Source organism: Aquimarina aggregata, from assembly GCF_001632745.1.
Classification (GTDB): domain Bacteria; phylum Bacteroidota; class Bacteroidia; order Flavobacteriales; family Flavobacteriaceae; genus Aquimarina; species Aquimarina aggregata.
Window position 1 is genome coordinate 38,015 of record NZ_LQRT01000005.1, and the last position, 25,347, is coordinate 63,361.

General features: G+C 32.8%; 21 protein-coding genes. 7 read left to right on the forward strand and 14 right to left on the reverse strand.

Annotation, left to right across the window (positions count from 1 at the left end; translation table 11 throughout):
- Positions 1-14: 14 nt before the first annotated feature.
- Positions 15-530 (forward strand): CvpA family protein, encoded by a 516-nt coding sequence (locus AWE51_RS08275; protein ID WP_066312085.1) that lies wholly within the window; start codon positions 15-17, stop codon positions 528-530.
- 12 nt (positions 531-542) lie between these two features.
- On the opposite strand, the gene AWE51_RS08280 is transcribed toward AWE51_RS08275, so the two are convergent.
- The 4 genes from AWE51_RS08280 to AWE51_RS08295 form a co-directional block, all read right to left on the reverse strand.
- Positions 543-2,384, reverse strand: coding sequence for a SulP family inorganic anion transporter (locus AWE51_RS08280; RefSeq protein WP_066312416.1), 1,842 nt, complete (start codon positions 2,382-2,384; stop codon positions 543-545).
- A gap of 118 nt (positions 2,385-2,502) precedes the next feature.
- The gene (locus AWE51_RS08285; protein WP_066312087.1) at positions 2,503-3,129 is read right to left on the reverse strand and encodes a carbonic anhydrase family protein; all 627 of its coding nucleotides are present in this window, start codon (positions 3,127-3,129) and stop codon (positions 2,503-2,505) included.
- Positions 3,130-3,169: 40 nt separating this feature from the next.
- Positions 3,170-4,750, reverse strand: a complete 1,581-nt coding sequence (locus tag AWE51_RS08290; protein ID WP_066312417.1) for a SulP family inorganic anion transporter — start codon at positions 4,748-4,750, stop codon at positions 3,170-3,172.
- Between the two features lie 147 nt (positions 4,751-4,897).
- A complete protein-coding gene (locus AWE51_RS08295) occupies positions 4,898-5,164 on the reverse strand; it encodes a hypothetical protein (protein WP_157766042.1) in 267 nt (88 codons plus the stop codon).
- Between the two features lie 239 nt (positions 5,165-5,403).
- Here AWE51_RS08295 and AWE51_RS08300 point away from each other — a divergent pair, with 239 nt between their 5' ends.
- From AWE51_RS08300 to AWE51_RS08310, 3 genes are all read left to right on the forward strand, one after another.
- Positions 5,404-8,001 carry a beta-mannosidase gene (locus AWE51_RS08300; protein WP_082832366.1) on the forward strand — a complete coding sequence of 866 codons (2,598 nt, stop codon included), beginning with the start codon at positions 5,404-5,406 and terminating at the stop codon, positions 7,999-8,001.
- Positions 8,002-8,128: 127 nt separating this feature from the next.
- Complete coding sequence (locus AWE51_RS08305) at positions 8,129-9,544, forward strand: hypothetical protein (protein WP_157766043.1); 1,416 nt, start codon at positions 8,129-8,131, stop codon at positions 9,542-9,544.
- Between the two features lie 169 nt (positions 9,545-9,713).
- The gene (locus AWE51_RS08310) at positions 9,714-10,679 is read left to right on the forward strand and encodes a M28 family peptidase (protein WP_066312420.1); all 966 of its coding nucleotides are present in this window, start codon (positions 9,714-9,716) and stop codon (positions 10,677-10,679) included.
- A 66-nt stretch (positions 10,680-10,745) separates the two neighbouring features.
- Here AWE51_RS08310 and AWE51_RS08315 read toward each other — a convergent pair whose 3' ends face one another.
- From AWE51_RS08315 to AWE51_RS08350, 8 genes are all read right to left on the reverse strand, one after another.
- Complete coding sequence (locus AWE51_RS08315) at positions 10,746-11,495, reverse strand: tetratricopeptide repeat protein (protein ID WP_232517364.1); 750 nt, start codon at positions 11,493-11,495, stop codon at positions 10,746-10,748.
- Between the two features lie 12 nt (positions 11,496-11,507).
- On the reverse strand, positions 11,508-13,274 hold the full coding sequence (locus AWE51_RS08320; RefSeq protein WP_066312102.1) for a BatD family protein: 1,767 nt from the start codon (positions 13,272-13,274) through the stop codon (positions 11,508-11,510).
- 56 nt (positions 13,275-13,330) lie between these two features.
- Positions 13,331-14,209: a tetratricopeptide repeat protein gene (locus tag AWE51_RS08325; protein WP_066312104.1), complete on the reverse strand. Its 879-nt coding sequence runs from the start codon at positions 14,207-14,209 to the stop codon at positions 13,331-13,333.
- A 10-nt stretch (positions 14,210-14,219) separates the two neighbouring features.
- Positions 14,220-15,254, reverse strand: coding sequence for a VWA domain-containing protein (locus AWE51_RS08330; RefSeq protein WP_066312111.1), 1,035 nt, complete (start codon positions 15,252-15,254; stop codon positions 14,220-14,222).
- Positions 15,255-15,322: 68 nt separating this feature from the next.
- Positions 15,323-16,327, reverse strand: coding sequence for a vWA domain-containing protein (locus AWE51_RS08335; RefSeq protein WP_066312114.1), 1,005 nt, complete (start codon positions 16,325-16,327; stop codon positions 15,323-15,325).
- 1 nt (position 16,328) lies between these two features.
- Entirely contained in the window at positions 16,329-17,984 is a 1,656-nt protein-coding gene (locus tag AWE51_RS08340) for a hypothetical protein (protein WP_066312117.1), read from the reverse strand.
- Between the two features lie 12 nt (positions 17,985-17,996).
- Positions 17,997-18,863, reverse strand: coding sequence for a DUF58 domain-containing protein (locus AWE51_RS08345; protein WP_066312121.1), 867 nt, complete (start codon positions 18,861-18,863; stop codon positions 17,997-17,999).
- Between the two features lie 81 nt (positions 18,864-18,944).
- On the reverse strand, positions 18,945-19,946 hold the full coding sequence (locus AWE51_RS08350) for an AAA family ATPase (protein ID WP_066312124.1): 1,002 nt from the start codon (positions 19,944-19,946) through the stop codon (positions 18,945-18,947).
- A 275-nt stretch (positions 19,947-20,221) separates the two neighbouring features.
- Between AWE51_RS08350 and AWE51_RS08355 the strand changes: the two genes are divergently transcribed.
- The 3 genes from AWE51_RS08355 to AWE51_RS08365 all read left to right on the forward strand — a co-directional run bounded on the left by AWE51_RS08355 (position 20,222) and on the right by AWE51_RS08365 (position 23,008).
- The gene (locus tag AWE51_RS08355; RefSeq protein WP_066312126.1) at positions 20,222-20,974 is read left to right on the forward strand and encodes an SDR family NAD(P)-dependent oxidoreductase; all 753 of its coding nucleotides are present in this window, start codon (positions 20,222-20,224) and stop codon (positions 20,972-20,974) included.
- An 82-nt stretch (positions 20,975-21,056) separates the two neighbouring features.
- Positions 21,057-22,196, forward strand: coding sequence for an ATP-binding protein (locus AWE51_RS08360; protein ID WP_066312129.1), 1,140 nt, complete (start codon positions 21,057-21,059; stop codon positions 22,194-22,196).
- Positions 22,197-22,279: 83 nt separating this feature from the next.
- The gene (locus AWE51_RS08365) at positions 22,280-23,008 is read left to right on the forward strand and encodes a metallophosphoesterase family protein (RefSeq protein ID WP_066312132.1); all 729 of its coding nucleotides are present in this window, start codon (positions 22,280-22,282) and stop codon (positions 23,006-23,008) included.
- Between the two features lie 50 nt (positions 23,009-23,058).
- Here the strand turns inward: AWE51_RS08365 and AWE51_RS08370 are convergent, their stop codons facing one another.
- The gene (locus AWE51_RS08370) at positions 23,059-23,262 is read right to left on the reverse strand and encodes a hypothetical protein (RefSeq protein WP_066312137.1); all 204 of its coding nucleotides are present in this window, start codon (positions 23,260-23,262) and stop codon (positions 23,059-23,061) included.
- A gap of 116 nt (positions 23,263-23,378) precedes the next feature.
- Positions 23,379-25,109 carry an AraC family transcriptional regulator gene (locus tag AWE51_RS08375; RefSeq protein WP_232517365.1) on the reverse strand — a complete coding sequence of 577 codons (1,731 nt, stop codon included), beginning with the start codon at positions 25,107-25,109 and terminating at the stop codon, positions 23,379-23,381.
- Between the last annotated feature and the right edge of the window lie 238 nt (positions 25,110-25,347).

Sequence of the window (25,347 nt, forward strand, 5' to 3'; positions counted from 1 at the left end):
CTAATCATTCATTCATGAATTACATTGACATCATATTAGGGATCTTATTATTATGGGGATTAATAAATGGGTTTAGCAAAGGTCTATTTTCTTCACTAGCCTCTTTAGTTGCTCTTGTTGTAGGGATTTATATTGCAGTCCACTTTTCACATATCATAGGTGAATACTTACAACAATATGTAGATTGGCCAGATGGTGCCATGAAATTAACGGCTTTTGCCTTAACTTTTATATTAGTTGTAGTTCTTGTTTCTTTGGCAGGTAAATTACTTACTAAAATTGCAGATTATGCTGCGTTAGGAGTTTTAAACAAGATATTAGGAGCCGCTTTTGGAGTGCTAAAATTTGCATTTATTGCTAGTGTTGTGATTATCTTCTTTGAGGCTATAAACCGTAATATAACATTAATTAAAGCAGACACGCTAAATACATCTATACTATATACTCCCGTTCGAAAACTGGCACCTATGGTATTGCCAACAGTGCTAAAAGAAACTCCTAAAGATGCTTCTGGAAATGCCTTATATTAGGCAGAACCTATCTTATACTAGTTCTTTTAAATATGTAATGCACGTGTAAAAATCATTAAACACATTAGATTCGGGTATTAGATCCGGTACAATATTTATACTTTTTGCCAGATATAATGGTTGCCTTTGAATTCCTACAATATATGTTTGTATACCCTTTTGTTCTAGACCTAAAATAATTTCTTCGAGTGCATATACTCCAGATTGATCCATATAAGGTACCTTATCCATCCTCAAGATAACATGTTTAGCTCTTTCAGGTATTTGATTTGCCAATCGTTGTAGCTCACTAGTCGCCCCAAAAAATACTGGACCTTCTAGATGCTTAATAAATATCTCTTCTTTAAGTTCGTTCTGAAAGTTAATTTCATCCTTCCATAGTTTTTCTCTAGCACTATTCTCTAAACCATCTAGCGATTGTATTTTAGATCCACTAGCGGTAACATCACCCATTTTCTTCATAAACATTAATGACGCTAAAATCATTCCAATACCTACTGCATATACTAAGTCCCAGAAAACAGAAAGTATTAAAACTACCACCATAATAATCACCTCGACCTTTGGCATATTGGGTATTGCTTTCAACCCTTTATAATCCATCACACCGATACCTACTGTTATCAAAATACCCGCTAATACAGAAGCTGGTATTTGAGAAGCAACTGGTCCTAGTGCTAATAATACGATTAACAACAAAACTCCTGCAATCATACCTGATAATTTGGTTTTACCCCCAGCATTAATATTTACAACTGTTCTTATGGTAGCACCTGCACCAGGAATTCCTCCAAAAAACGCTGCTATACTGTTTCCGATACCCTGCCCTATTAATTCTTTATTTGGTTTATGTTTTGTCCTAGTCATATTATCAGCTACTACAGAGGTTAGTAATGAATCTATAGCGCCTAAAAAGGATAATGACAAAGCCGTAAAAAAGTATGGGACAACTGATGCCAAATTAAACTCTGTTATAATCGATAGTTTTGGTAGCGGAAAACCACTTGGGATGGTCTCTATAGGTCTATAATCTAAATTAAAACCAAATGCTACTCCAGAAACCACAACCAAAGCTACTAATGTACTCGGAACCGCGGTTGTTATCTTCTTAAAACCATAAATAATAAATATGGTTACTAAACAGAGTATTAGTTCAAGATAATTGATGCTTTTTATTGCTCTGGGTAAACTTTTAATAGCTCCCATTACTCCTGCTGATTCGCTTCCTGCAAGGGCAACTGCTTCTAATTGTATTTCTGAATCAGCTATATTTTCTGCTTTCTTTATAGTTTCTTTAAAATCTTCGAGTACGAGAATTCCTTGGCCTGCTTCATCTTTTAAAATTTTATCTAGAATTACCTCTTCTGCTTGTGGCCTGAATCGTTCAACATAAGCTTGGTCTTCTTTAGGATAATATCCAAAAGCCGGTAAAAACTGCGTAAATAAGATCATCACTCCAATAGCAGTCATAAATCCAGAGACTACAGGATAAGGGATATATCTAATATATTTTCCAATACCAATAATACCTAGTCCTATTTGCATAAGCCCGGCTAAAAGAAATATCGTTAAAATGGCAGGTAATGCTTTTTCTACATCTCCGTTATTGGCTCCTATTAATCCAGCAATAACAAGCATACTTACTGCTGTCATTGGCGCTGTTGGTCCAGAAATCTGGGTATTTGTACCCCCAAACAGGGCAGCAAAAAAACTGATAAAAATTGCCCCGTATAAACCCGCACTAGGCCCTAAGCCAGAGGATACGCCAAATGCTAAGGCCAACGGTAATGCAACAATCCCTGCAGTTAATCCTCCAAATGCATCTCCTTTAAGATGATTAAAAAAACCTTTCATAATAACTATTTTTCTTTCTGTATTCGACAATAGTAAAACTATTAAAACTAAAAACAAAAAAACAACCATTGAAATTAAAACAATGGTTGTTTTGGGAAAACTTTATGACTTGAAGACTTTATAAAAAAGTTACAGCACCATTACTGATATCATACATACCACCAATGATCTGAATTTCACCGTTATCTTCCATTTCTTTAAGGACTTCACTATCCTTTCTTATGGCGTCAATAGTCATTTGTACATTTTTTACAGCTACTTCATTTACAAAATCAATATTTTTTGAATTTCTCTGTGAAGCATCTGCAGGCTCACTTACTGCTTCAACTGCAGGTTTTATCTTACTAATTAATGCAGTTAAATTACCAAGTTTTGCATCATCACAAGCGCCTTTTACTGCGCCACAACTTGTATGGCCTAATACCAATACTAATTTTGTTCCTGCTAATTTGCAAGCAAACTCCATACTACCTAAAATATCTTCATTTACAAAGTTACCTGCTACTCTAGCGCTAAAAATATCTCCGATCCCTTGATCAAATATCAATTCTGAAGAAACCCTAGAATCGATACAACTTAATATCGTTGCAAAAGGATATTGACCACTAGTTGTATCTGCAACTTGCTCAAGTAAATCTCTATTAGCCTGCTTCTTTTTCTGAAACCTTAAATTACCTTCTTTAAGTAAATCTAACGCTCCTTTTGGAGTAATTAATGCCTGTGTTTCTTTAGTATATGCCTTCATAGTATTATTATATTTTGTATTCTTTTTTCTATTTAAATAGTTATGTGTTTTTTGGTCTAAGACTAAAAAACTTGATATAACTATCTGGGTTTTCAATTTCTCCTCTCTCTGATATTAACTTAATATCTATATTTCTTTGTTTTGCTTTACTAGAGAAATCTTCTAAAATTTCTATAATATCGTTATCCAGATATCTCGTTTTTCTAACATCTAAAGTAAGATACGTATCTTCTGGTAATCGATCAAATTCTTTTAAAATTGCTCCTTTGTTAAAAAAGGTAACCTCTTCTGCAAGGGTCATAGTAATTTTATGTTTCCCATTACTTTTATCTTCAATATGTAAGAAGTGTGAATTCTGATAACTTTTAATCAAAATTACAACAATACCTACCAACAGGCCAAGCCCAATACCCCATAAAAGATCAATAAAGATAATCCCTAATACAGTAACTGTAAAAGGTATAAATTGTTTCCATCCCATTAAATACATTTTCTTAAACAAAGATGGTTTTGCCAATTTATAACCAACAATTAACAGAATTGATGCCAATACTGAAAGCGGAATCATATTAAGCAATCGAGGTATTAAAACTACTGAAATAAGCAACAAAAATCCATGAATAATAGCCGATAGTTTTGTTTTACCTCCAGATTGTATATTAGCAGAACTTCTAACAATTACTTGAGTAATTGGCAACCCTCCTATCATACCCGAAATAATATTTCCGGTTCCTTGCGCCAATAATTCTCTATTAGTAGGAGTAACATTTTTATCAGGATCTAATTTGTCTGTAGCTTCAACACAAAGCAATGTTTCTAAACTCGCCACCAAAGCAATAGTAAAGGCCGTGATCCAAATATCGCCACTTAAAATCACTCCAAAATTAGGAAAGCTAAACTGCCCCAAAAATGATGATAAATCTCCTGGTATAGGAACACTTACTAAATGTTCTTTAGCAATACCAATACTTTCATTTCCTTGTGTAAAAATAAAATAAAGAATTCCCAAAGCCACAGCAACTAACGGCCCTTGTATAACTTGAAAAAATTTAGCCTTTTTAGCCAATACCTTATCCCAGAATAATAATATCGCCAATCCAATAACCGCTATGATCGTAGCTCCTGGACTTATATAATTTAAAGAATTAAATATTTCAGAGAAGGTATTTTCTCCATCTACTTGAAAAAATGCAAAATCTCCTTCTGGATCTGAGTCATATCCAAAAAAGTGTGGGATTTGCTTTAAAATGATGATAATACCAATACCCGTTAGCATTCCTTTTATCACCGAAGAAGGAAAATAATACCCTATAATACCAGCTCTTAGAAATCCAAAAACTAATTGAATCACACCACCAAGTACTACTGCCACTAAAAAATTCTCGTATCCGCCTAACGTGCCAATAGAGGTAAGTACGATAGCCGCTAAACCTGCTGCAGGGCCACTAACTCCTATCTTAGAACCACTCAAGCCTCCAACAACAATTCCGCCAATAATTCCTGCGATTAGACCAGAAAAAAGCGGAGCCCCGCTGGCAAGGGCGATACCTAAACATAGTGGCAATGCTACAAAAAACACTACTACACTAGCCGGTAGATCATTTTTTAAATTCTTGAAAATGCTCATAGTTATAAAAATTGTAAGTCGATCTTAATCATAGATTAAGAACAATTAGATAAAATAAAATTGAAATAATTTACAAAAGAATATGTCTTAGTATTTACTTAACACAAAGACAGCTTTTGCGATAAAAACAGCCAATACAAATTAAGAAAATTTTGGAGGTGGCGCTTTGTATTCTAGATATACAGAAGAATGATTAAAATAAAAATCTGGATAAAATGAGTCGATCGTATGAACGACTGACGCAGTATTTTCGTACAAAAACTGCGAAATTTTATCTTTTTCTTTATGATCTTCATTCTCGGTATTTTCTTTTTCTTTTTTTTCAGAATTTTCAGTTTCTTCAAGAACAACAGCAGTTTTATCCTCGCAGGAATAGAAATCAATCAATCCCACCGTGTAATTCATCATATTCAGGAGAAAACCGAACACGATTAAAAACTTTGCTATTTTACGTTTATGAAACACTTAAAAAAGATTTTAGAGACGAAAATAATAGTATTACTTTCAAATTCTGTTAATTAAATTTTAAATTTAACTAAACAAGACCTTTATTTCAAAAAAATAAACTAAATGTAAAATGATCATAAATGATAATTTAAGTATCTTTTTTCCACACAATTCAGAATACAATTATACACGGTGCTGCTATGAAAAATAATGTAGATTATTTTAAACTCTTACTTTTTATTATTGTGATTTTTTTATCAGGATGCGGAATTGACTCCTCTGTATCAGAAATTAACTTACAACAAAATTGGGATTTCAAAACATCAAAAGATACCCAATGGCATGCGGCAACCGTGCCAGGCACAGTGCATACAGACCTTATTGATCTCGGGATTATAAAAGACCCTTATTATCGTCTAAATGAACATGATTTACAATGGATCGATAAAGAAGATTGGGAGTACAAAACTAATTTTGAACTCTCTAAGACAGATCTGCGTAAGCAACATATATCATTAGACTTTTTAGGTTTAGATACGTATAGCAAAATATACCTTAATGATTCATTAGTAATGCAAACAGATAATATGTTTAGAACCTATTCTGCAAGCATTAAACCCTTATTAAAAGTTGGTAGTAACAAATTGCATATCATTTTTGATTCCCCAATACAAAGAGGTATTCAAAAATATGATAGTCTAGGATATCAAATTCCTGTTTCTGATAATGATCTATCTAAAATAGGTAAAGTAACAGATGAAAAACAAGTTAGTATATACACACGCAAAGCCGGATATCATTTTGGGTGGGATTGGGGTCCGAGATTAGTGACATCGGGTATTTGGAGACCAATAATTCTGAAAAGTTGGAATCATCACAAGATCAACGATCTATTCATACAACAAAATAACATTGGTCAAAAAGCGCAGTTAACCGCGCAAATTGAAGTAGAAGCTGACAAGGATAATGATAATGCAATTGTTGCCTTGCACCTTAATCAAAGTCAACAACCTCTAAAAACTGTTGAATTAAAACTAAACAAAGGAATAAATCACTTAAAAATCCCTTTTGAAATTGACAACCCAAAGCTATGGTGGCCCAATGGCATGGGAGATCAGATTTTGTACACTATAGAAGCAAAGGTAACGGCAAATTCATATATGGATTCAAAATCGCATAGAATTGGTTTAAGAACTATAGAATTGATCCGCGAAAAAGACAGTATTGGCGCCTCATTTTATTTTAAAGTAAATGGTCACCCAGTATTTATGAAAGGAGCAAATTATATCCCTCAAGACGTTTTTTTAACCAGAGCTAAAAGCGAAAATTATAAGCATATTTTATCCTCTGCAAAAGAGGCTAATATGAATATGTTACGCGTTTGGGGAGGGGGCATCTATGAAAATGATGAGTTCTATGAACTCTGTGATGAAATGGGATTATTAGTTTGGCAAGATTTTATGTTTGCCTGTGCCATGTTTCCTGGTGATGCTTCGTTTTTGGAAAACGTAAAGCAAGAAGCTATTGATAATGTTAAACGATTAAGAAATCATACCTCTATTGCTCTTTGGTGTGGTAATAATGAAATACTATCTGCATGGGAGAACTGGGGCTGGAAAAACAAGGTAATCGAGGAACAATCTCAAGAGGTTGCCAATACCATTTGGAACGCATATGATGATATATTTCATAAAGTTCTTCCAGAAGTTGTAGATACGTACGATCCCTCTCGCACGTATTGGCCCTCATCTCCTGGAAGTGATTTTGGAGAAAAAGAATCTTTTGAAAAAGGTGATGCTCATTATTGGTTAGTTTGGTGGGGTAAACAACCTTTTGACAATTATAATACTGCAATCCCTCGTTTTATGTCAGAATATGGTTTTCAGTCTTTTCCCGAATTATCAACTGTAGAAAAATATACCTTGCCCGAAGATCACGATGTATATTCAGAAGTAATGAAATCACATCAAAGATCTAGTATTGGTAATGAAACCATTGAAGAATATATGCTAAGACATTACCAGAAACCCAAAGATTTTGCAAGTTTTTTATACGTGAGTCAGTTACTACAAGCCCATGGTATAAAAGTGGGTATCGAAGCTCATAGAAGAAATAGAGATCGATGTATGGGAAGTCTTTATTGGCAAATTAACGACTGCTGGCCTGTGGCTTCCTGGTCAAGTATCGATTATTACGGAAAATGGAAAGCGCTACATTATACTGCTAAAAAATCCTTTGAAAATATCTTGATTAGTTTCGAGAACAAAAAAGATAACTTAGATGTATTTGTAGTTTCTGATTCTTTAAAAAATATAAATGCACAATTAGAAATACGATTATTGGATTTTGATGGTAATGAATTAAAACAATGGCAAAAACAAGTTGTGATTGATCAAAACCAATCCAAAAAATATTTTGAGTTATTAAAAAACGAATTTATTAAAGAAGCTTCTCAAGATAATGTGTTCTTTCATGCGCAATTAATAGCTAATGAAAAAACTATTGCTGAAAACACCTTTTATTTAAAACCCTATAAATCTCTTAATTTCCCGAAACCGGATTTAACATATTCAATTAGTGAAGATGATAGCCATTTTATAGTATCCTTAGTAACCAAAAAAATAGCAAAAGACGTTTTTATTTCTTCAGGCTCTGACCAAAATTTTACAGATAATTATTTTGATATGCTTCCGAATATGCAAAAAACGATAAGAATCAAAAAAACCAATGCAGAGACATTAAATACATTTAAGAAGAAATTAAAAGTAATAACGTTGTTTGACAGTTATACAAACTAATCATTATTTCATGCAAACTTATCTAAAACTTTATTCGTACTTCAATAAAGCATCAGAAGACAACTTTTTTTGTGTATTCACGTTTTCATACATTTACATTCTTTTAAAACCCTATTAAAAAACTACCGTGTATAAAGTATTATTGTTATTGGTTGTCGTTCTAATATTTTCATGCAGTAAGGACGATCCAGAAGAAATAGAAATCATTGAAGAAAATCCAAATGAAGAAATTATAAACTGTGAAAAAGAAGATTTCCTATCTGGCAGTTTTAATAAGGTATTTACCAATACACTAATCTCTGATCATTGTGATAATATCAAAAGAGAAAATCCTATACAAATTTTACAATATGATCAAGGTAATAATCGTATCAAAACCAATTACAAAAGCCTAGACCAATTGCGTAAAAAAGGTAATGAAAATCAAAGTTGGTTTATGGTTCAGGGTAGTGAAGCGTCGACCATTGTTGAAATTCTTGATATAGACATTACTAATGGTTGGATTTCTTTGGGCACGACTTACTTAGGCAAACCAAACTATATGATTGGCGCTTCTATAGAGTTATTTAACCCTTTTGTTAACTATAGTATTATTAATAATCGTCCATTATTTGATCCCTACCCTACTTCGGTAAGTGAGGGTAATTTTAATTATATCCAACCCGGAGGGATTATAGAAAAATCAGACGGCTCTTACGTGTTACTAACTCCTGTCGTTTTTGGAGCTCATGATAAAAGAAGTATTTACTATGCTACCAGCACAAATTTAGAAGACTGGACATTCGAGAACAAAAAACTTCTGGGTACCGAAACTATTCCTTTTGCAAAAACAAGTGGTAATGTATTTTCTACAGACAATCCTTTAAAATTAGATGATGGAACATTTCTTGTACTATTAGGCGTTCAACAACCCAATGGAAATTATACATCTGCCTATATGATCATCGATGAAGATTTAACTATTATAAAACAACCAACTAAAATAATGATCTCAGGGTGGAATGGTCCTGAACAGAATAGTTTTCCATTAGCAATTACAAAACATAATGACTCTTATAGAATACTGTTACACAGAAGGTTTCCTAATTTAATAGATAGAGAAGTTCATGAACTTATTGTCACAGACTTATTTGATGCGTTAAATAATGGAGGATCTATAGTTTCTTCAACAATGATTCAAAAAGGAAGTACTAGTAGTGGTTATTTAAGAGGGAAAGCTGATGATGCTACCTATATAAAGTTTAATAATGAATTATATATATTATTAGCTGGTGAAGAAAGATCTTCATCATACTTAACTTCAAATAACAGACAATATGGATTAATGAGTCTTGAGAAAGGTATATGGAAAAATGATCGACGTAGTCCTATATTGGTTAACCCAGTAAATTTGTATAAAAAATACGCTACATATAATTGGGCATGGGATCATTTAGGAGCATTTATATCTCCAATACGGAAAAATGATAATTTATATATTTTTATGGCTTTTGGAACTGATAATCCAGATTATTTCATCTCTGGAATTAAAATTCCTTTGTAAGAATAGCTATAATTAATAAGTACTATTAATTAAAAGCTAGAAACTAATTTATCGTACGAATAACGTCGTATTACAAATAATACCATACTAAAGATTGTATTTTAGTATTTCAATAGCAACAATAAGCACTATGACTTTTAAAGACACTCTACATTATAAATTCTTAAGTATGTCTATCTATTTAATTGTAGGTGTCGTCTCATTAGGTTCTTGTCAAAGTACTAAGGTTAACAATATTGTCATTGATGAGCAAGCATTACTACAACACATAAAAGTTATTTCTCATGACTCTTTGGAAGGTCGATTTTTTTCGACACCGGGAAATTACAAAGCCCAAAAATACATTAAGGAGCAATTTGCCTCTTTAAATATACCACCTGCCTTTAACGACGGATATATTCAACAATTTCCACATACCTTAAGTGGCAAATCAAGGCAAAGAATATATCCCATTGCTAATGTAAAAGAAGATTATAGTAATGTGACAGATACTATTGTAAAAGGTGGTAATGTTGTGGCGATGCTTAAAGGCAGAACTAATAAAACCATCGTTATTACTGGGCATTTAGATCACTTAGGGATAAAAAATGGACAACTCTATAATGGTGCCGATGATGATGCCTCAGGAACCGCAGCGCTTTTTGCCATTGCTTCTTATTTTAAGACCAAACACATCCAACATAATTTAGTTTTCGCCGCTGTAGATGCCGAAGAAATTGGTTCACCTGGTTGTGCTTATTTATTAGATAATTTCCCCTTAGACATAAAAAATATTGTACTAAATATCAATATGGATATGATCTCGCACAATGATTCTTCGCAATTATATGCATCTGGATTGTATCACTACCCACAATTACAAAAACCTCTAGATGAGATCGTTTCATCTATAGATCTATTATATGGTCACGACGATCCCAATAATAAAGATGTACAAGATTGGACTTATTCTTCTGATCATAGAGAGTTTCATGAAAGAAAAATCCCGTTTATTTATTTTGGCGTAGAAGATCACAAAGATTATCACCAACCCACAGACACCTTTGAGAACATTAACCCTAAGTTTTATATCGAAGCTGTAAAACTAATTATACAAGCAATAGAAGGGTATGACACCTTCTTAATTGATAAATAAGTAATATTAAAAAAAATCACTTAAAACAATAAAAACAAATCTTACATAATAAGATGCTGAAAAAACCTATAATTCTTTTACATCTGCAGCAGGAATCCAACCAATTTTACCATCGGCAAGTTTTATTTTTTTCCAATTATTTACAGTTTCAAGTACTTGTATTTTTGTCCCTTCATGCAATTCAAAAACTTCTTCACTTCTAAGGTTTGGTTCACTTTTTATCGTTGTCTGTTGTGCAAATACAACTCCAAATTGATTGTTTTTAATCGCATTGTATTGCCTAAATGCAAACAAAACACCTATCAAACCAATACACAAAACTAACCAAGAACCTATAAAAAATATTCGTTTTTTTGTAGATGTACGTGCTGTATAATACAAGATAAAAAGAAGTACAAATGCTATAACAGAAAACACCGAGAACCAAGCCCAGCTATCAAAATCTAATGTATTGGTAAACGTATTAATAGTTCTAGAAATAACTCCTTCAGGAATTACATCTATAGCATCAATAGTTGCGTTTTGCGCAAACTTAAGATTGTTTTTAATATCTGTATCATTTGGTGCCAGTTCTAACGCCTTTTCATAGTAATATACGCTTGGCCCTATATTACTTAATTTATAATGTGCATTACCCAAATTATAATATAGTGATGCAGATTCTTTTCCTGCATCTATAATCGATTTGTAGGCATCAATTGCTTCTTGATATTTTTCTTGATTATATAATGAGTTTCCTCTTTGGAATGCTTCTTCATCCTGAGAAAAAACTGATGTAATCATCAAAAAAATAAGTAGTTCAACTATTCTTTTCACCGTTATACAATTTTATAATTGTTTATCTAGCGCTGCAATAACTCTAGATGCTTTATCGTAATCCTGTTGCATAGCAGAAGTTGAAGAAGGTGTATATCTTGCAAATTCACAACTCTCTAACAAAGCAACAAATTCTATCATTACTGTATCTTCAACCTCTTGTTCTTTTAATAATCGTTGTATACGATCCTTACTCATATCGCTAGTCTGGATATTAAGTTTTGCTTTTAGGTAGTTATGCAAAGCTCGTTCCATGGCGATATAAAATTCCTTTTGATCTCCTAAATTCTTTTTTGCTTCAGAAAGGTACTTACGAGCAAGTTTGTCTGCTTTACGCACTCTATTCCCGCTTACATCATTTAATCGCTCTTCTCTTTTCTTCCCGAAGAATAAAAATAGTGGAATAGCTAGCAAAGGAGCGGTTAAAGACATCCAAAACCCAGTAGATTTAAAAAAGTGAGAGCGTTGTATTAACTGGAGGTTTGCATTAGATTTTAAAAATCTAAATTGGCTGCCCGTTTGCGTTACTGCTTTTTTACCAGCACTTGATGGTGTTGATGATGCTACCGCATCTCCTCCATCCGGTCCTGTTTTAACATTAATTACAATTTCATCAGAAGTGATTCTTTTATAACTCTCTGTCTTAAGGTCAAAATATGAAAATGAAATTGAAGGTATTGGATATTTTCCTTTATACTGAGGAACCAGCGTATAATTATCTGATATATTTCCCCCCATACCACTAAGATTTGTTCGTACCCTCTCATTATGTTCTGGTTCATATTGTTCTAAACCAGTAGGTACACTAAGTTTTGGTAAATCAAACAATTTTAAGTTACCATTACCAGAAACTAAAACTTTGGCATCCAGAGATTCTGTTGCGTCGAGCTCTGTTTTGGTAGTTGTTACTTTAAAATCAAACGATCCTACAGCTCCAGAAAAATCGTCTGGTTTGCCTTGCTCTGGTAGTGATTTTACATTTATGGTTCTGTTACCTGCAGCTACAGTTTTATTAACCGTACTATAAAGTCTTCCTCCAAAAATATCTCTTCTCTTTGTTGGTACATCTACAGAAACCGTTAATGTGAGGGGTTCTATATTTAGTTTCCCTGTCTTTTGTGGATACAATACTGTTTTACGTAAGACTACAAATCGATATGGCTCACCATTATATTCGCCATTTTCGATCTTTAACTGTTTCATATCAATTGCCTGACTCCAAAAATCACTATACGTTGGGCTATCTAATTCTCTCCAGTTGCTTACACTTATTCGCGGACTTACATACAGCTTATAGACTACCGTTATAGCTTCATTTAAATATGGGTTTGCTTTTGAAACCTCTGCAACAAGGTGTAAGTTTTCGCTAGCTACAAAATCAGTGTTATTACCGTCTTTTGGCTTATCAACTGCTCCAGTTACATTAACAGTTACTGGTAAAGTTTTATAGACTTGCCCTTTAATTTCTATTGTGGCCTGCTTGATTGTAAACCTTCCTCTTTTGGTGGGCTCTAAAAAATAACTAAATGTTTTGGCATAAGAACGTTTTCCATTAATCCATGAATTACTAATAGATTGATTAGGGCCTCCTACAACAGTAAAACCCGAAAAAGAAGGTGGAGTAAAATTATCTCCATCCTGATTCATTTCAAAATCTACACGTAATCTTTCATTTACACCCAGTTTCTTTTTACTCACTTTTGCCTCAAATTTAACCTGTGCAAAAGTTAGCTGTACTGAAGCTAGAAAAATGGTTAGAAAAATTAATTTTAGTTTCATTTTTATTTCATTTAGACCTTTGGGGTTTTAAAAACCCCAAAGGTCTCTACGGTTAATTACCAGTCTTTTTCGGTCCTTGTTTTTGCTCCTTTTACTTTTTTAGCATTCATCTTATCCTGCACCTTCTTTTCTTCATTATTCATAGCTTCTAACAAGCTTTTTACTTGCTGAGGAGATAACTGCCCTTGCACCTGTTGTGGTTTTTGATTTTCAGGCTTTCCTTTATCCTTTTCTTCTTCTCCTTTATCCTTTTGATCATCTTTAGGCTTGCCATCTTCGTCTTTTTCTTTATCACCTTCGTTCTTTTGATCCTCGTCTTTATCGCCTTTGTCTTTTTGATCTTCTTTATTCTCTCCATCTTCACCCTTCTTATCTTCTTTATCGTCGCCTTCTTTCTTATCCTTATTGTCTTCGTTCTGATCCTTATTATCTTTATTTTGATCTTTGTTATCCTGGTCCTGGTCGTTTTGCTGTTCTTGTTGCTCTAGCATTTTCTTAGCCAATGCCAAATTATAACGCGTTTCGTCATCTTTTGGATTGTTTCTAAGTGCATTTTTATACGCCTCTACGGCCTCTTTGTATTTTTTTTGTTCCATATAGGTATTCCCCTGATTATGAAATGCCTTATGCTTTTCAGCCTTGCTAGCCGTGGTTACTTTTGAAGCTTCTGTATATCGTATTGTAGCTTCATCATATTTTTCTGAATTATAATACGCATTGGCTAAGTTATATTTTGCAGTAGGGTCTACAGGATTTTTTGCAATTGCTTTTCTATATTCACCTTCTGCCTTAGGAAAATTACCTTCTTTTACCAACACATCGTTTCCTGTAGCTACAAACCTCTTTGCATCATTAGCTGCTTCTTCAAGAGTTTCTTCTTGAGAAAAGAGTATTCCAAATTGGAAACATAATATGAGTATTAAATAATGTCTCATTTATTAATAGTTATTGCTCATTAAACAGGTTTAGTTTCTTTAGCCAAGATGTTTTTCTTTCTAATAAGAAAATATCTAAAAACAATAGTACTAATCCAATTCCAAGAAACCACTGAAACTGGTCTTTGAAATCTGCAAACTGCTTGGCTTCGAATTCTTTCTTATCCATGTTTTGCAAGATTTCTGTCACTTCTTCTACTACTTTATTTGTACTTCTACCATCAATGTATGTGCCATTTGCTTCGTTGGCGATTTCCTGTAAAGTTGTCGTATTTAATTTTGTAATTACCGTCTCACCCTGACTATTTTTCTTGTAACTCTGTACAATTCCGTTACGTTTAATAGGTATCGGTCCACCTTTTTCTGATCCGACTCCTATGGTAAATATTTTAATTCCTTCTTTAGACGCTTCTTCTGCTATTGCTTTTACATTACCTTCATGATCTTCTCCATCACTTACTATAAACAATACCCTATTGGTTTGTTCTTCGTCGTTATAATATGTTTTGGCTAACTCGATTGCTTCATTTATTGCTGTTCCTTGAGAAGAAAGCATATCTGTATTCATGGATTGCAGAAACATTTTTCCAGAAGCATAATCGGTTGTAATGGGTAACTGCGGAAAAGCACTTGCTGCATAAGCTATAATCCCTATCCTATCACTAGCAAGGTTATTAATGATTTGCGTAATTAATTGCTTAGATTTCTCTAGCCTATTAGGAGCAATATCTTCTGCAAGCATACTTTTAGAAACATCGATAGCAAAAACCACATCTACCCCTTCACGTTTAACAGTTTCTAGTTTTGTTCCCACCTTAGGATTAACCAAAGCCAATACAAAGCATGCCAATGCTGCTCCAATCACAATAATTTTTAAAATAGATTTAAAAACAGATTGATTTGGACTTAGTTTTTTAAGTAATGCTGCATCCGCAAATTTTTTCTGAGTTGTCTTTTTCCAAACCAAAACACCTAAAAACAATAGGATTAGTATTGGAATAGACAGTAACAACCAGAAATATATTTTTTCTTCTAATAAGTACATATTCTTTCTGAAAACTTATTTTTTCAAACCCGAAAGGTTTTGAAAACCTTTTGGGTCTTATTATTCTATTATATAAAACTTCTAAATACTGTATATCGTAACAAAAACTCTATGAAGATTAACAATCCAGCCAATAGCACTAATGATCTGAATTTTTCTTCATAGTTATAAAACTTGAATTCTTCGATATCTGTCTTTTCTAATTTATCAATTTCTTGATAAATATCTTCTAATTTTTTGTTATTTGTAGCTCTAAAATATTTACCTCCTGTAGCCTTTGCGATTTCTTTAAGCAAATCTTCATCGATTTCTACTTTACCCATACCGTACTGAAAAGAGCCGTTGGGCAAAATAGCAACAGGAGTCAATGCCATACCATTGGTACCTAAACCAATAGTATATGTTTTGATACCATATTCTACTGCTAATTCTGAAGCAATTTTAGGATCAATAAAACCTGCATTATTTGATCCATCGGTAAGTAAAATAATTACTTTGCTTTTTGCCTTACTATCTTTAAGTCTATTTACCGAAGTAGCTAATCCCATTCCGATTGCAGTTCCATTTTCTAACACATTATCATACCGTACATCTTTCATACTACTAAGTACTATAGATTTATCGCTAGTAATAGGTGTTTTTGTAAAACTTTCTCCTGCATAAACTACTAAACCTATACGATCATTTGGTCTATCTTTTATAAACTCTGCCGCAACATCTTTTAAAGCCTCTAGTCGATTTGGTTTAAGATCTTTTGCCAACATACTTGCAGAAATATCTATCGCCATTACGATATCAATCCCCTTTGTTGTTTTGGTCTTGGTAGAAACATCAACAGTTCTTGGTCTTGCCAAAGCCGTAATAATTAATGCCATTGCCAAAAGTCTTAATATAAACAACAGTGGTCTTAATTTAGTTAAGAGACTCCCTGAGACTTTAAATCCTTTTATGCTTGATATTTTAAGTTCGGCTTGTTGCTTGTTACGTTTCCATATAAACCAACCTATCGCCAATGGTAGTAGCAAAAACAACCAAAAAAACTGAGGATTTTCAAATGTAAAATTTTCAAACATGCTATTTGGCTTCTCTAAGTTCAACAGAATTGATAATGCGTTCGGCAACGTCTTTGGCATATCGATCTTCTATATCATATACCAGCGTTACTTGTTGAAATCCTCCATTTTCTGCAAAATTCAACATGAGATAATTACTTTTTTGTTTCTTTTTGGTTACTGGATTAACAACTTCTAAGCTTCCGTATACTTTTACTCCTTTTGCACCACCTAAGGTTTCGTACTCTTCATCTTTTACTGAAATATTTTTTGCACCTTGAGACTCGAAAGTTGTTACAACACCGTCTACCACCTTATCCAACTCTACTTTTGTTTGTTGCTTATATTGCACGGTAGAGACTACGACATAAAAGTTTCCTAGCAAACTACCATACACAAACGTTTCGTTACCTTTTAAGATCTGTTTTTGCTCCTCACTCATCTGGTACACATTTCGAATCAAAACTTTAGGTGTCGAAATTGTAACCGGTGGCGCGCCATAAGCACTAGAAATCCATTCTGTCTCTGCTAACTCTTTTGTAGGGTGCCCTAACAAGGTATCTTTTACCAAGTCGTATCCTTTTATTGCAATAAAAATAAGTAGTGTAACTACGATAATTGAAAAACCTCCCAGACTTCCTAAAATGATATTTTTAGTACGTTTTCTTTGTGCTACCGTTTTTCTGTATTCTTCATCCGCAAGTAATTCTTCTTCTGTAGGCTCTGGAATAGCGCTTTTAGTTTCATTAATTACTTTTTCAATCACATTACGATCTGCCCTAGCCGTTAAAATATCTGGTTTAGATTTGGCAAATTTGGCCATATCAGCAGTCTTCAATACATTTTTAAGTTCTTCTATAGTTGCCTTATCTAATTGTAATGCTCCTGATTTTATCTCCTCATCCAGTCTAGCAATAAGCTCATCGGTAGTGCTTTCCATGGCATGGTCATACACTTCTTCATCTATATATTTACGAGCTGTATCACTTAGTTGAGAGTAGTATTCTTTATGTGAATCATCCTCTAACAAATGGGATTCGTCTATGCGTTTAAGTGCTAACATTGCTTTCTCGTAAGGCGGAAGTTCGTCTTTCTTAGCATCTTTTCGTTTTTTTCTTCTAAAAAGTAAAAACGCTATTAATCCAATAATTAGTAATGGTGTTAAAATCCACCATATATATTTCTTCCAATTAAAAAAAGAAGCATCGACATCTGCCATTGGTTTGATCTCAAACATCTTTTGTTTGGTAGTGTCTACCAAAACGTCCCGCACCTCTACTTTAAGTGAATCTGTAAAGAATATTTGATCTCCAACCATTACCTTTTGTCTAGGAATCGTATAATGACCAGAATCAAATTGTGTAAGTGCATATTCTTTTGTTAATCCTAATTTATTACCATTCTTAGCGGTATCAATTTTATAAGATTCTATGACTTCTAGCGGAGTAAATGTTTTCCCCTCTGGAAAAACAACAATCTGGGTAGAATCTGCTTCTACTTTCATTTTGTATCGCAACTCATCTCCTATTCGTATCGAAGTAGAATCAATAGTGGCGGACACCTGTGCAGAAGCCCCATGACTCGCAAATGTAGCCAGTATAAGGATAATGATTATCCGTAGCGCATTTATCCGATGCAAACTTTGTCTATTTTTAATTGCTAATTCGTAATTCTTCATTCGTAATGTCTGCTATCCTCTTCGTTTAAAATATCCTAGTAATTTTTTTACATAGCTTTCATCTACTCTGCTACTTAATGAACCTGCACCACTTCTAGTAAAGCTATCTTTAAAATAATCAACTCTTTCTTGATAATATTTACTATAATTTGTTCGTGTCCTTTTTGAACCTGTATTGACTAATAATAACTCTCCTGTTTCTTCATCTTCCATTTGTACCATACCTAGATTTGGAATTTCTTCCTCTCTACGATCATACACTCTAATCCCAGTAACATCATGCTTACCACCAACTATTTTTAGCGTATGTTGATAATCATCTGCCACAAAATCTGAAAGCATAAAAACTATAGCTTTCTTTTTCATCACATTTGATAAAAACTTTAATGCTTCTGTGATATTTGTTTTTTTGCTTTTAGGTTGAAATTCTAAAAGCTCTCTAATAATACGAAGCACGTGAGATCTACCTTTTTTAGGTGGTATAAATAATTCTATTTCGTCTGTAAACAGAATAAGGCCAATCTTATCATTATTTTGAGTGGCAGAAAAAGCCAATGTAGCTGCAATTTCTGTAATAATTTCTTTCTTAAATTGCTGTTGCGTACCAAATAATTGAGATCCAGAAACATCCACCATCAGCATCATTGTAAGTTCTCGTTCTTCTTCAAATACTTTGATATAGGGTTCGTTATACCTGGCTGTTACATTCCAATCGATACTACGTACATCATCTCCAAATTGATACTGTCGCACCTCGCTAAAAGTCATACCTCTACCCTTGAAGGTAGAATGATATTCTCCTCCAAAAATATGATCACTTAGACGGCGTGTCTTAATCTCTATTTTTCGAACTTTTTTTAGTAACTCTTTAGTATCCATAATCTTGTTTCAGGTTGCTTCTAATCGCGGTTGCTTTAGCTTTTGCATTCTATTTTAAACAAAAGCTTCAAACAAAACAGGCTATGGCACCTCTATTTCGTTAACAATCTTATTGATAATATCTTCTGACGTTACATTTTCGGCTTCGGCTTCATAAGTAATACCAATACGATGACGTAAAATATCATGAACTACCGCTCTAACATCCTCAGGAATAACATATCCTCTTCGTTTTATGAACGCATAACATTTTGCGGCAGTAGCTAAATTGATACTCCCTCTAGGTGATGCTCCAAAATTTATTAATGGCTTTAACTCTTCAAGCCCATATTTTTCGGGATATCTTGTTGCAAAAATAATATCAAGAATATATTTTTCGATCTTTTCATCCATATAAACTTCTCTTACTACTTTTTGAGCATTAAGAATTTGTTCTACAGATACTACAGCATTTACTTTTTCAAAAGACCCCTTAAGATTAGCGCGAACAATAAGTTGTTCTTCTTCTAATTTTGGATAATCAATAACCGTTTTTAACATAAAACGGTCAACCTGTGCTTCTGGTAACGGATACGTACCTTCTTGTTCTACAGGGTTTTGAGTTGCCATTACCAAAAATGGTTTATCCAGAGTAAACGTCTCATCACCAATAGTTACTTGTTTTTCTTGCATTGCCTCAAGTAAAGCACTTTGTACTTTTGCCGGAGCACGGTTAATCTCATCTGCCAATACAAAATTGGCAAAAATAGGACCTTTCTTGATTGAAAAATCATTCTCTTTCATGTTATAGATCAAAGTTCCCGTAACATCTGCTGGTAATAAATCCGGAGTAAATTGGATTCGACTAAAACTACCATGAACAGCCCGTGACAATGTGTTAATAGCTAGAGTTTTTGCTAATCCAGGAACACCTTCGAGTAAGATATGTCCTTGACCTAATAATCCTATTAGCAAACGTTCTACCATATGGCTCTGACCTACTATTACTTTATTCATTTCTAAAGTAAGTAGTTCTACAAATGCAGATTCTTTTTCTATTTTCTGATTGATTGAAGCAATATCAATAGCACTATTTTCTTCCATCTATTTTATTTTTTTAAAGGGGTGAATTTAATACTCCTAATCCAACATTGCAAATTGTCGAAATAATTTTCGCATTCTTGTTAATTCTTGGTTAAAAGTACATTGATACACCGACCATAAGCACAAATTTTACAGTATATTTAAACCGCTTTACTAAAAATTAGACATAACAATTTACATCATATTCATGATGAGTTTATCAAAAGACGAACGATATATATTGGTGTTGCATTTTTTAAACAAAGATTAAAAAAAGTCTCAAATCTATTATTTACATGAAAACAGCATTAATAACTGGTGCCACAAGTGGAATTGGAAAATCTACTGCAATTGAATTAGCTAAACACAATATAAACCTTATTATTTGTGGAAGAAGACAAGACCGTCTTAACGCCTTACAAAACGAATTAAGCAAAACTGTAAATGTTCATACACTCTGTTTTGATATTAGGGATAAAACAGCAGTTCACGAAGCCATTGAAAGCCTTCCTGAAACATTTAATCAAATCGAAATTCTTATAAATAATGCTGGAAATGCTCATGGTCTTGACCCAATACAAACTGGGGATATCCAAGATTGGGATGCTATGATTGACATTAACGTAAAAGGTCTATTATACATTTCTAGGACAATTATTCCTAAAATGATAGCTCAAAAATCTGGTCATATTATCAATATTGGCTCTACAGCAGGAAAAGAAGTATATCCTAACGGAAATGTGTATTGCGCTAGCAAACATGCCGTTGATGCTATCAACAAAGGTATGCGTATCGATCTTAATAAACATGGTATTAGAGTAGGCGCTGTACATCCTGGATTAGTAGAGACCGAATTTAGCAATGTGCGTTTTAAAAATGATGATAAAAAAGCAGATAATGTGTACAAAGGTTTTGACCCGTTAACTCCAGAAGATATTGCAGACGTTATTGCCTTTGTAGTCACTCGACCTTATCATGTTAACATAGCTGATCTGGTAGTTTTACCTACAGCACAAGCAACTAGTACTATTTTGAACAAGAATTTATAACTTCTTTGTAACCAATGCATTGTTGAGCCAATAAAAATGGCTAAGTTTATCTAGGGAAAATATCAATTGCTATTTCAAAGGAATGATTAACAAACGTCTTCTTATTAAAAACCTCTTAGCACATAATGACGAGAATAGTTTTTATGATAAGAAACGTAAACTTAATATTGGCGAGAAAGAAGGCAAAGCTAAGCTTTTGAAACATATTTGTGCCCTTGCCAATTCTAACCCAAAAAACAACTCGTATATTGTTATTGGTGTCGAAGATGAAGACAATCAAATTATAGGTGTCGATTTTTTTGACGATAGCAAAATTCAAAACCTAGTTAATGCATACCTAGCTAATCCCCCAAGAGTAGCATACGAAAATATTCCTTTTCCTCATCTTCCTAGCGATAAAGTGGTGGGTTTGGTTTCTATAAAAGCCCAGACCAACAAACTTTGTTCTCTAAGAAAAAACATATGGAAATACTACGGTGGAGCTGTCTTTTTAAGAGATGGTAGCATTAGTATGCCCAAAGTATTTGATATCGAGATTAAAGATGTTAATTCAGAAATTGTAAGCGCAATTGAAAGTCATGCCCAAAACAATATCGAACTAACTTTGGATGGGGTTTTTGATTTTATGAATTCTAGAAAAGATTACAATCCAACTTATAAAGTTTTTAAAGAGTATTTCGTGGTTTGCTGGGCGGGTAAAGAGAAAAGACAAAATGGCAAAACATATTATTCAAGAGTTGATATTGAACTTATAAATGAACAAGTAAAGTTATTTTATTCAGAACTCGACGAAGTAAGTATATCAATAGATGATGATCAATATAAAATTATTGAATACGTGCAACTAGGGCTTCATGACACCAATAAATATTATCCTCTTGAAGAAGTAGTAATAACCTTTAAAGATAATGCAGGTTATGATATCGAAAGCAAATTGTTATTTGAACCTCCACAATTTGATCGCAAAACACTATATCATCTTTATAACAGCAACAATGCTTTATTGGATAAATTAAAACATAAATCCCAACTATCTAAACGTGAAGAAAAAGACCTTCTTAATCTTTCTGCAACTTATCTAATTTGTTATTTTAATGACTTTAGTGAAGCCAAAGAAAAACTAGAAGAAGCAAAACCATATTTAAAAACATACAACAACCCAACTGTGTATTCTCTTTACAAAGAGAGTATACGTATATTAAGAAAAGTACGATACAGCTAAAAACCCAAAGGCTATACATTTAGCTAAAGTCTTTTTAGTACAGAATAAAATTAAAACCAAACCAACAACAATCAATTATTAAAATGGGCAGAACGCTAGTCATAGGAGATATACATGGTGCATTAAAAGCATTACAACAAGTATTTAGCAAGGCAAAAATAACACAAGAAGACACCTTGATTTTTTTAGGTGATTATGTCGATGGTTGGAGTGATAGTGCTGCATTAATATCCTTTTTGATCACCTTAAAAAAAACTCATAACTGTATTTTTATTAGAGGCAATCATGATGAACTGTGTTATGAATGGCTTACTAAGACCACATACAATCTGGATTGGATAAAACATGGTGGTCAAGCGACTATGGATTCCTACGCAAAATTATCCTCTGAAGAAATTAATACCCATCTTCAATTTTACCAAGAACTGGTTAATTATTATGTAGATGATAGCAACCGCCTATTTTTACACGCCGGTTTTACAAACCTACATGGTCCGGATCGTGAATATTTTAGCAAGTTGTTTTATTGGGACAGAACACTTTGGGAAACAGCACTTGCAATAGATCCCAATCTTAAAAAAAGTGATATGCTCTACCCACAAAGATTGCGTTTATTTAATGAAATCTATATTGGGCACACACCGGTAACTAGAATTAATAAAACTACTCCGGTAAATGCCACTTGTGTTTGGAACATTGATACCGGAGCAGCTTTTAAAGGCCCTCTTACTATTTTGGATGTACACACTAAAGAATTTTGGCAAAGTGAGCCAGCTTATAAACTATATCCTAATGAAAGCGGAAGGAATTAAGTTTTTTTCTCTCTATGCTCCAAAATGACCCTTTTTAAATGACGAAATGATTATCTCCCTAAAATAACACAACGTATCATACTTTGACATCCCATACCTTTGGTGTCTCCTGGACATTCTCTTTCAATATCACTTTCAACAGGAGGTATTGGCACTGTGATAATAATACTACCCCCATGCACAGTATTTATATTATCAAGTTTTGCAATTTTAAGTTTTTGGAGACTTAGTTTTTTTGTTTTTGAATTTTTCATAATCTGAGTTTTTACATTTTTTCCATTATACTATTGACAAACAAATATAGCTTAAGAGTCAAAAAATCAGCACTATAACATCCACTGCTATCAAGAAATTCATGAATTTCGATAAATTACTCTGCATTTAATGCGCAAAGTTTTTGCAAAAAGTAAGATGGTTTAATTCCTGTGCTTCTTTTAAAAGCTGATGAAAAAGATTCTGCACTATTAAATCCCATTTCTTCAGCAATTCCTTGAATAGTATAGTTTTTAAGTTTTTCGCTTTCTTGCAATTGCTCTACACTATACTCTACTCGCAATTCATTTATATAATGAGTGAAACTCTTATCTTTATGATGGTTAATTATCTTTGACAAATACTTTGTATTTGTATTCATCTTTTTAGCCAAAGAACCAATACTAAGGTTTTTCTTTAAAAATTGATTTTTTTGCTCAAATACTTCTAGGCTGTTTAGAATATGTTCAACCACCTCTTCTGCTATTCCAATTTCATCAAGAGATTTTTTTTGTGTCTTATGTATACTTTTATTCTTATTTACTAACTCATTAAATTTTTCCTTATACTCCTTCTTATTTTTATACTGATAATACATAAAGACACCAATTATAATAGAGAGAATTATTAAAAAGCTAATCAGAAAAATCATACCTCTTGCACTATTTTTTAACTCTAATATCAATGACTCTTTATCTTTTAATAGCATTGGAGTATCAAACTCTTTAAACAACTTATTAGAAATTGAATCTCTTTGTTGATTTAGAATTTTGTCAAAACTTAATAAGCGATTAACATATACTAACTCTTGTTCTGTATTATTGTTTGCTTTATTCAAACTTATCAAAAACTCATACCCTTTTCTAGTTTCTAACAATGCAATTTCTTCTCTTTGAATAATAGAATCCATTTTAATGAATTCTTTTTGAGCTAATAACGTATCCTTTTGCTCTAATTTTAATTTCCCTAAGTAAAAAAAACCAAGTATATAACTTTCTTGATTTGCTGCAGAACTGTTATGTAATAAAGAAATACCCTTAGCTATGCTATCATAAGAACTCTCATATTGTTCTTTATAGAATAGGTTGATTCCCTCATTTAGGACAAGTTTTCCATAATATCTACTACGTAGTTTTCTATTTCTTATCGATAACCGTATTCCGTCTCTATTATATATAGTAGCAGAATCCAACATTTTATTGTACCTATATGACTCTGCCATAGGGATTAGAGATTTCAAAACATAAGTATCATTTTTAGGATATTTCTTTTTCTTGTATTCAAAATTTGCTTTAAATAATATAAGTGCTTCTTTATGCTTAGCTATTTTTGTTTTAATACATGCTATATTATGTTTTGTAATTTCAATATACGGTTCGTTATGTACTTCTTCAGATAGTTTTAATGCCTTTATATAATTATCTAATGCTAATTGATACTGACCTTTCTTTAAATAATATCCCCCTTTAAAAGAATAAGATTTAATGGGGTATTTATCATCATTTAATCCTTCACTAATTGCTATAGCCTCATCTAACAAAGCAATTTTTTCTGATTCTTCAGAAATATAGCAGGATATAGAACTATATGCCATTGCCATTTTTATAGTATCCTTGTCTTTGATTGCTTTTTCTAAATATGCTGATAAATATAATTTTGATTGTATCGTATCTCGATTCACATTTCTATATGAAGCGTACAACTCATCATAACTCTGTTTTTTTAGAGAATCAGGAACTTTAAAATCTTGTTCCTGACCAATACTAAACTGTATTCCGAAAAGAATATATATACATAGTAGTGTTAAACTACATGATTCATAAAAGAAGTATGTTTTTTTTGGTTTCAAAAGCATCAATTATTGGTTAAAATAATCTAATTGCAGGTAGTACAAAGGTACTATCTAGAATAAAAAAAACACTTCATAAAACACCCCATATCACTATCAGAAAAAACCTACTTTTCAACAATAACTATTCTTAAATATTGATATTGAATTTCCGTGAATCTGGATACTGATTTCCGTGAATTTCGATATACACCACTTGTTTACAAGCATATAAACTAATTACATTTGCCTCGTGCAC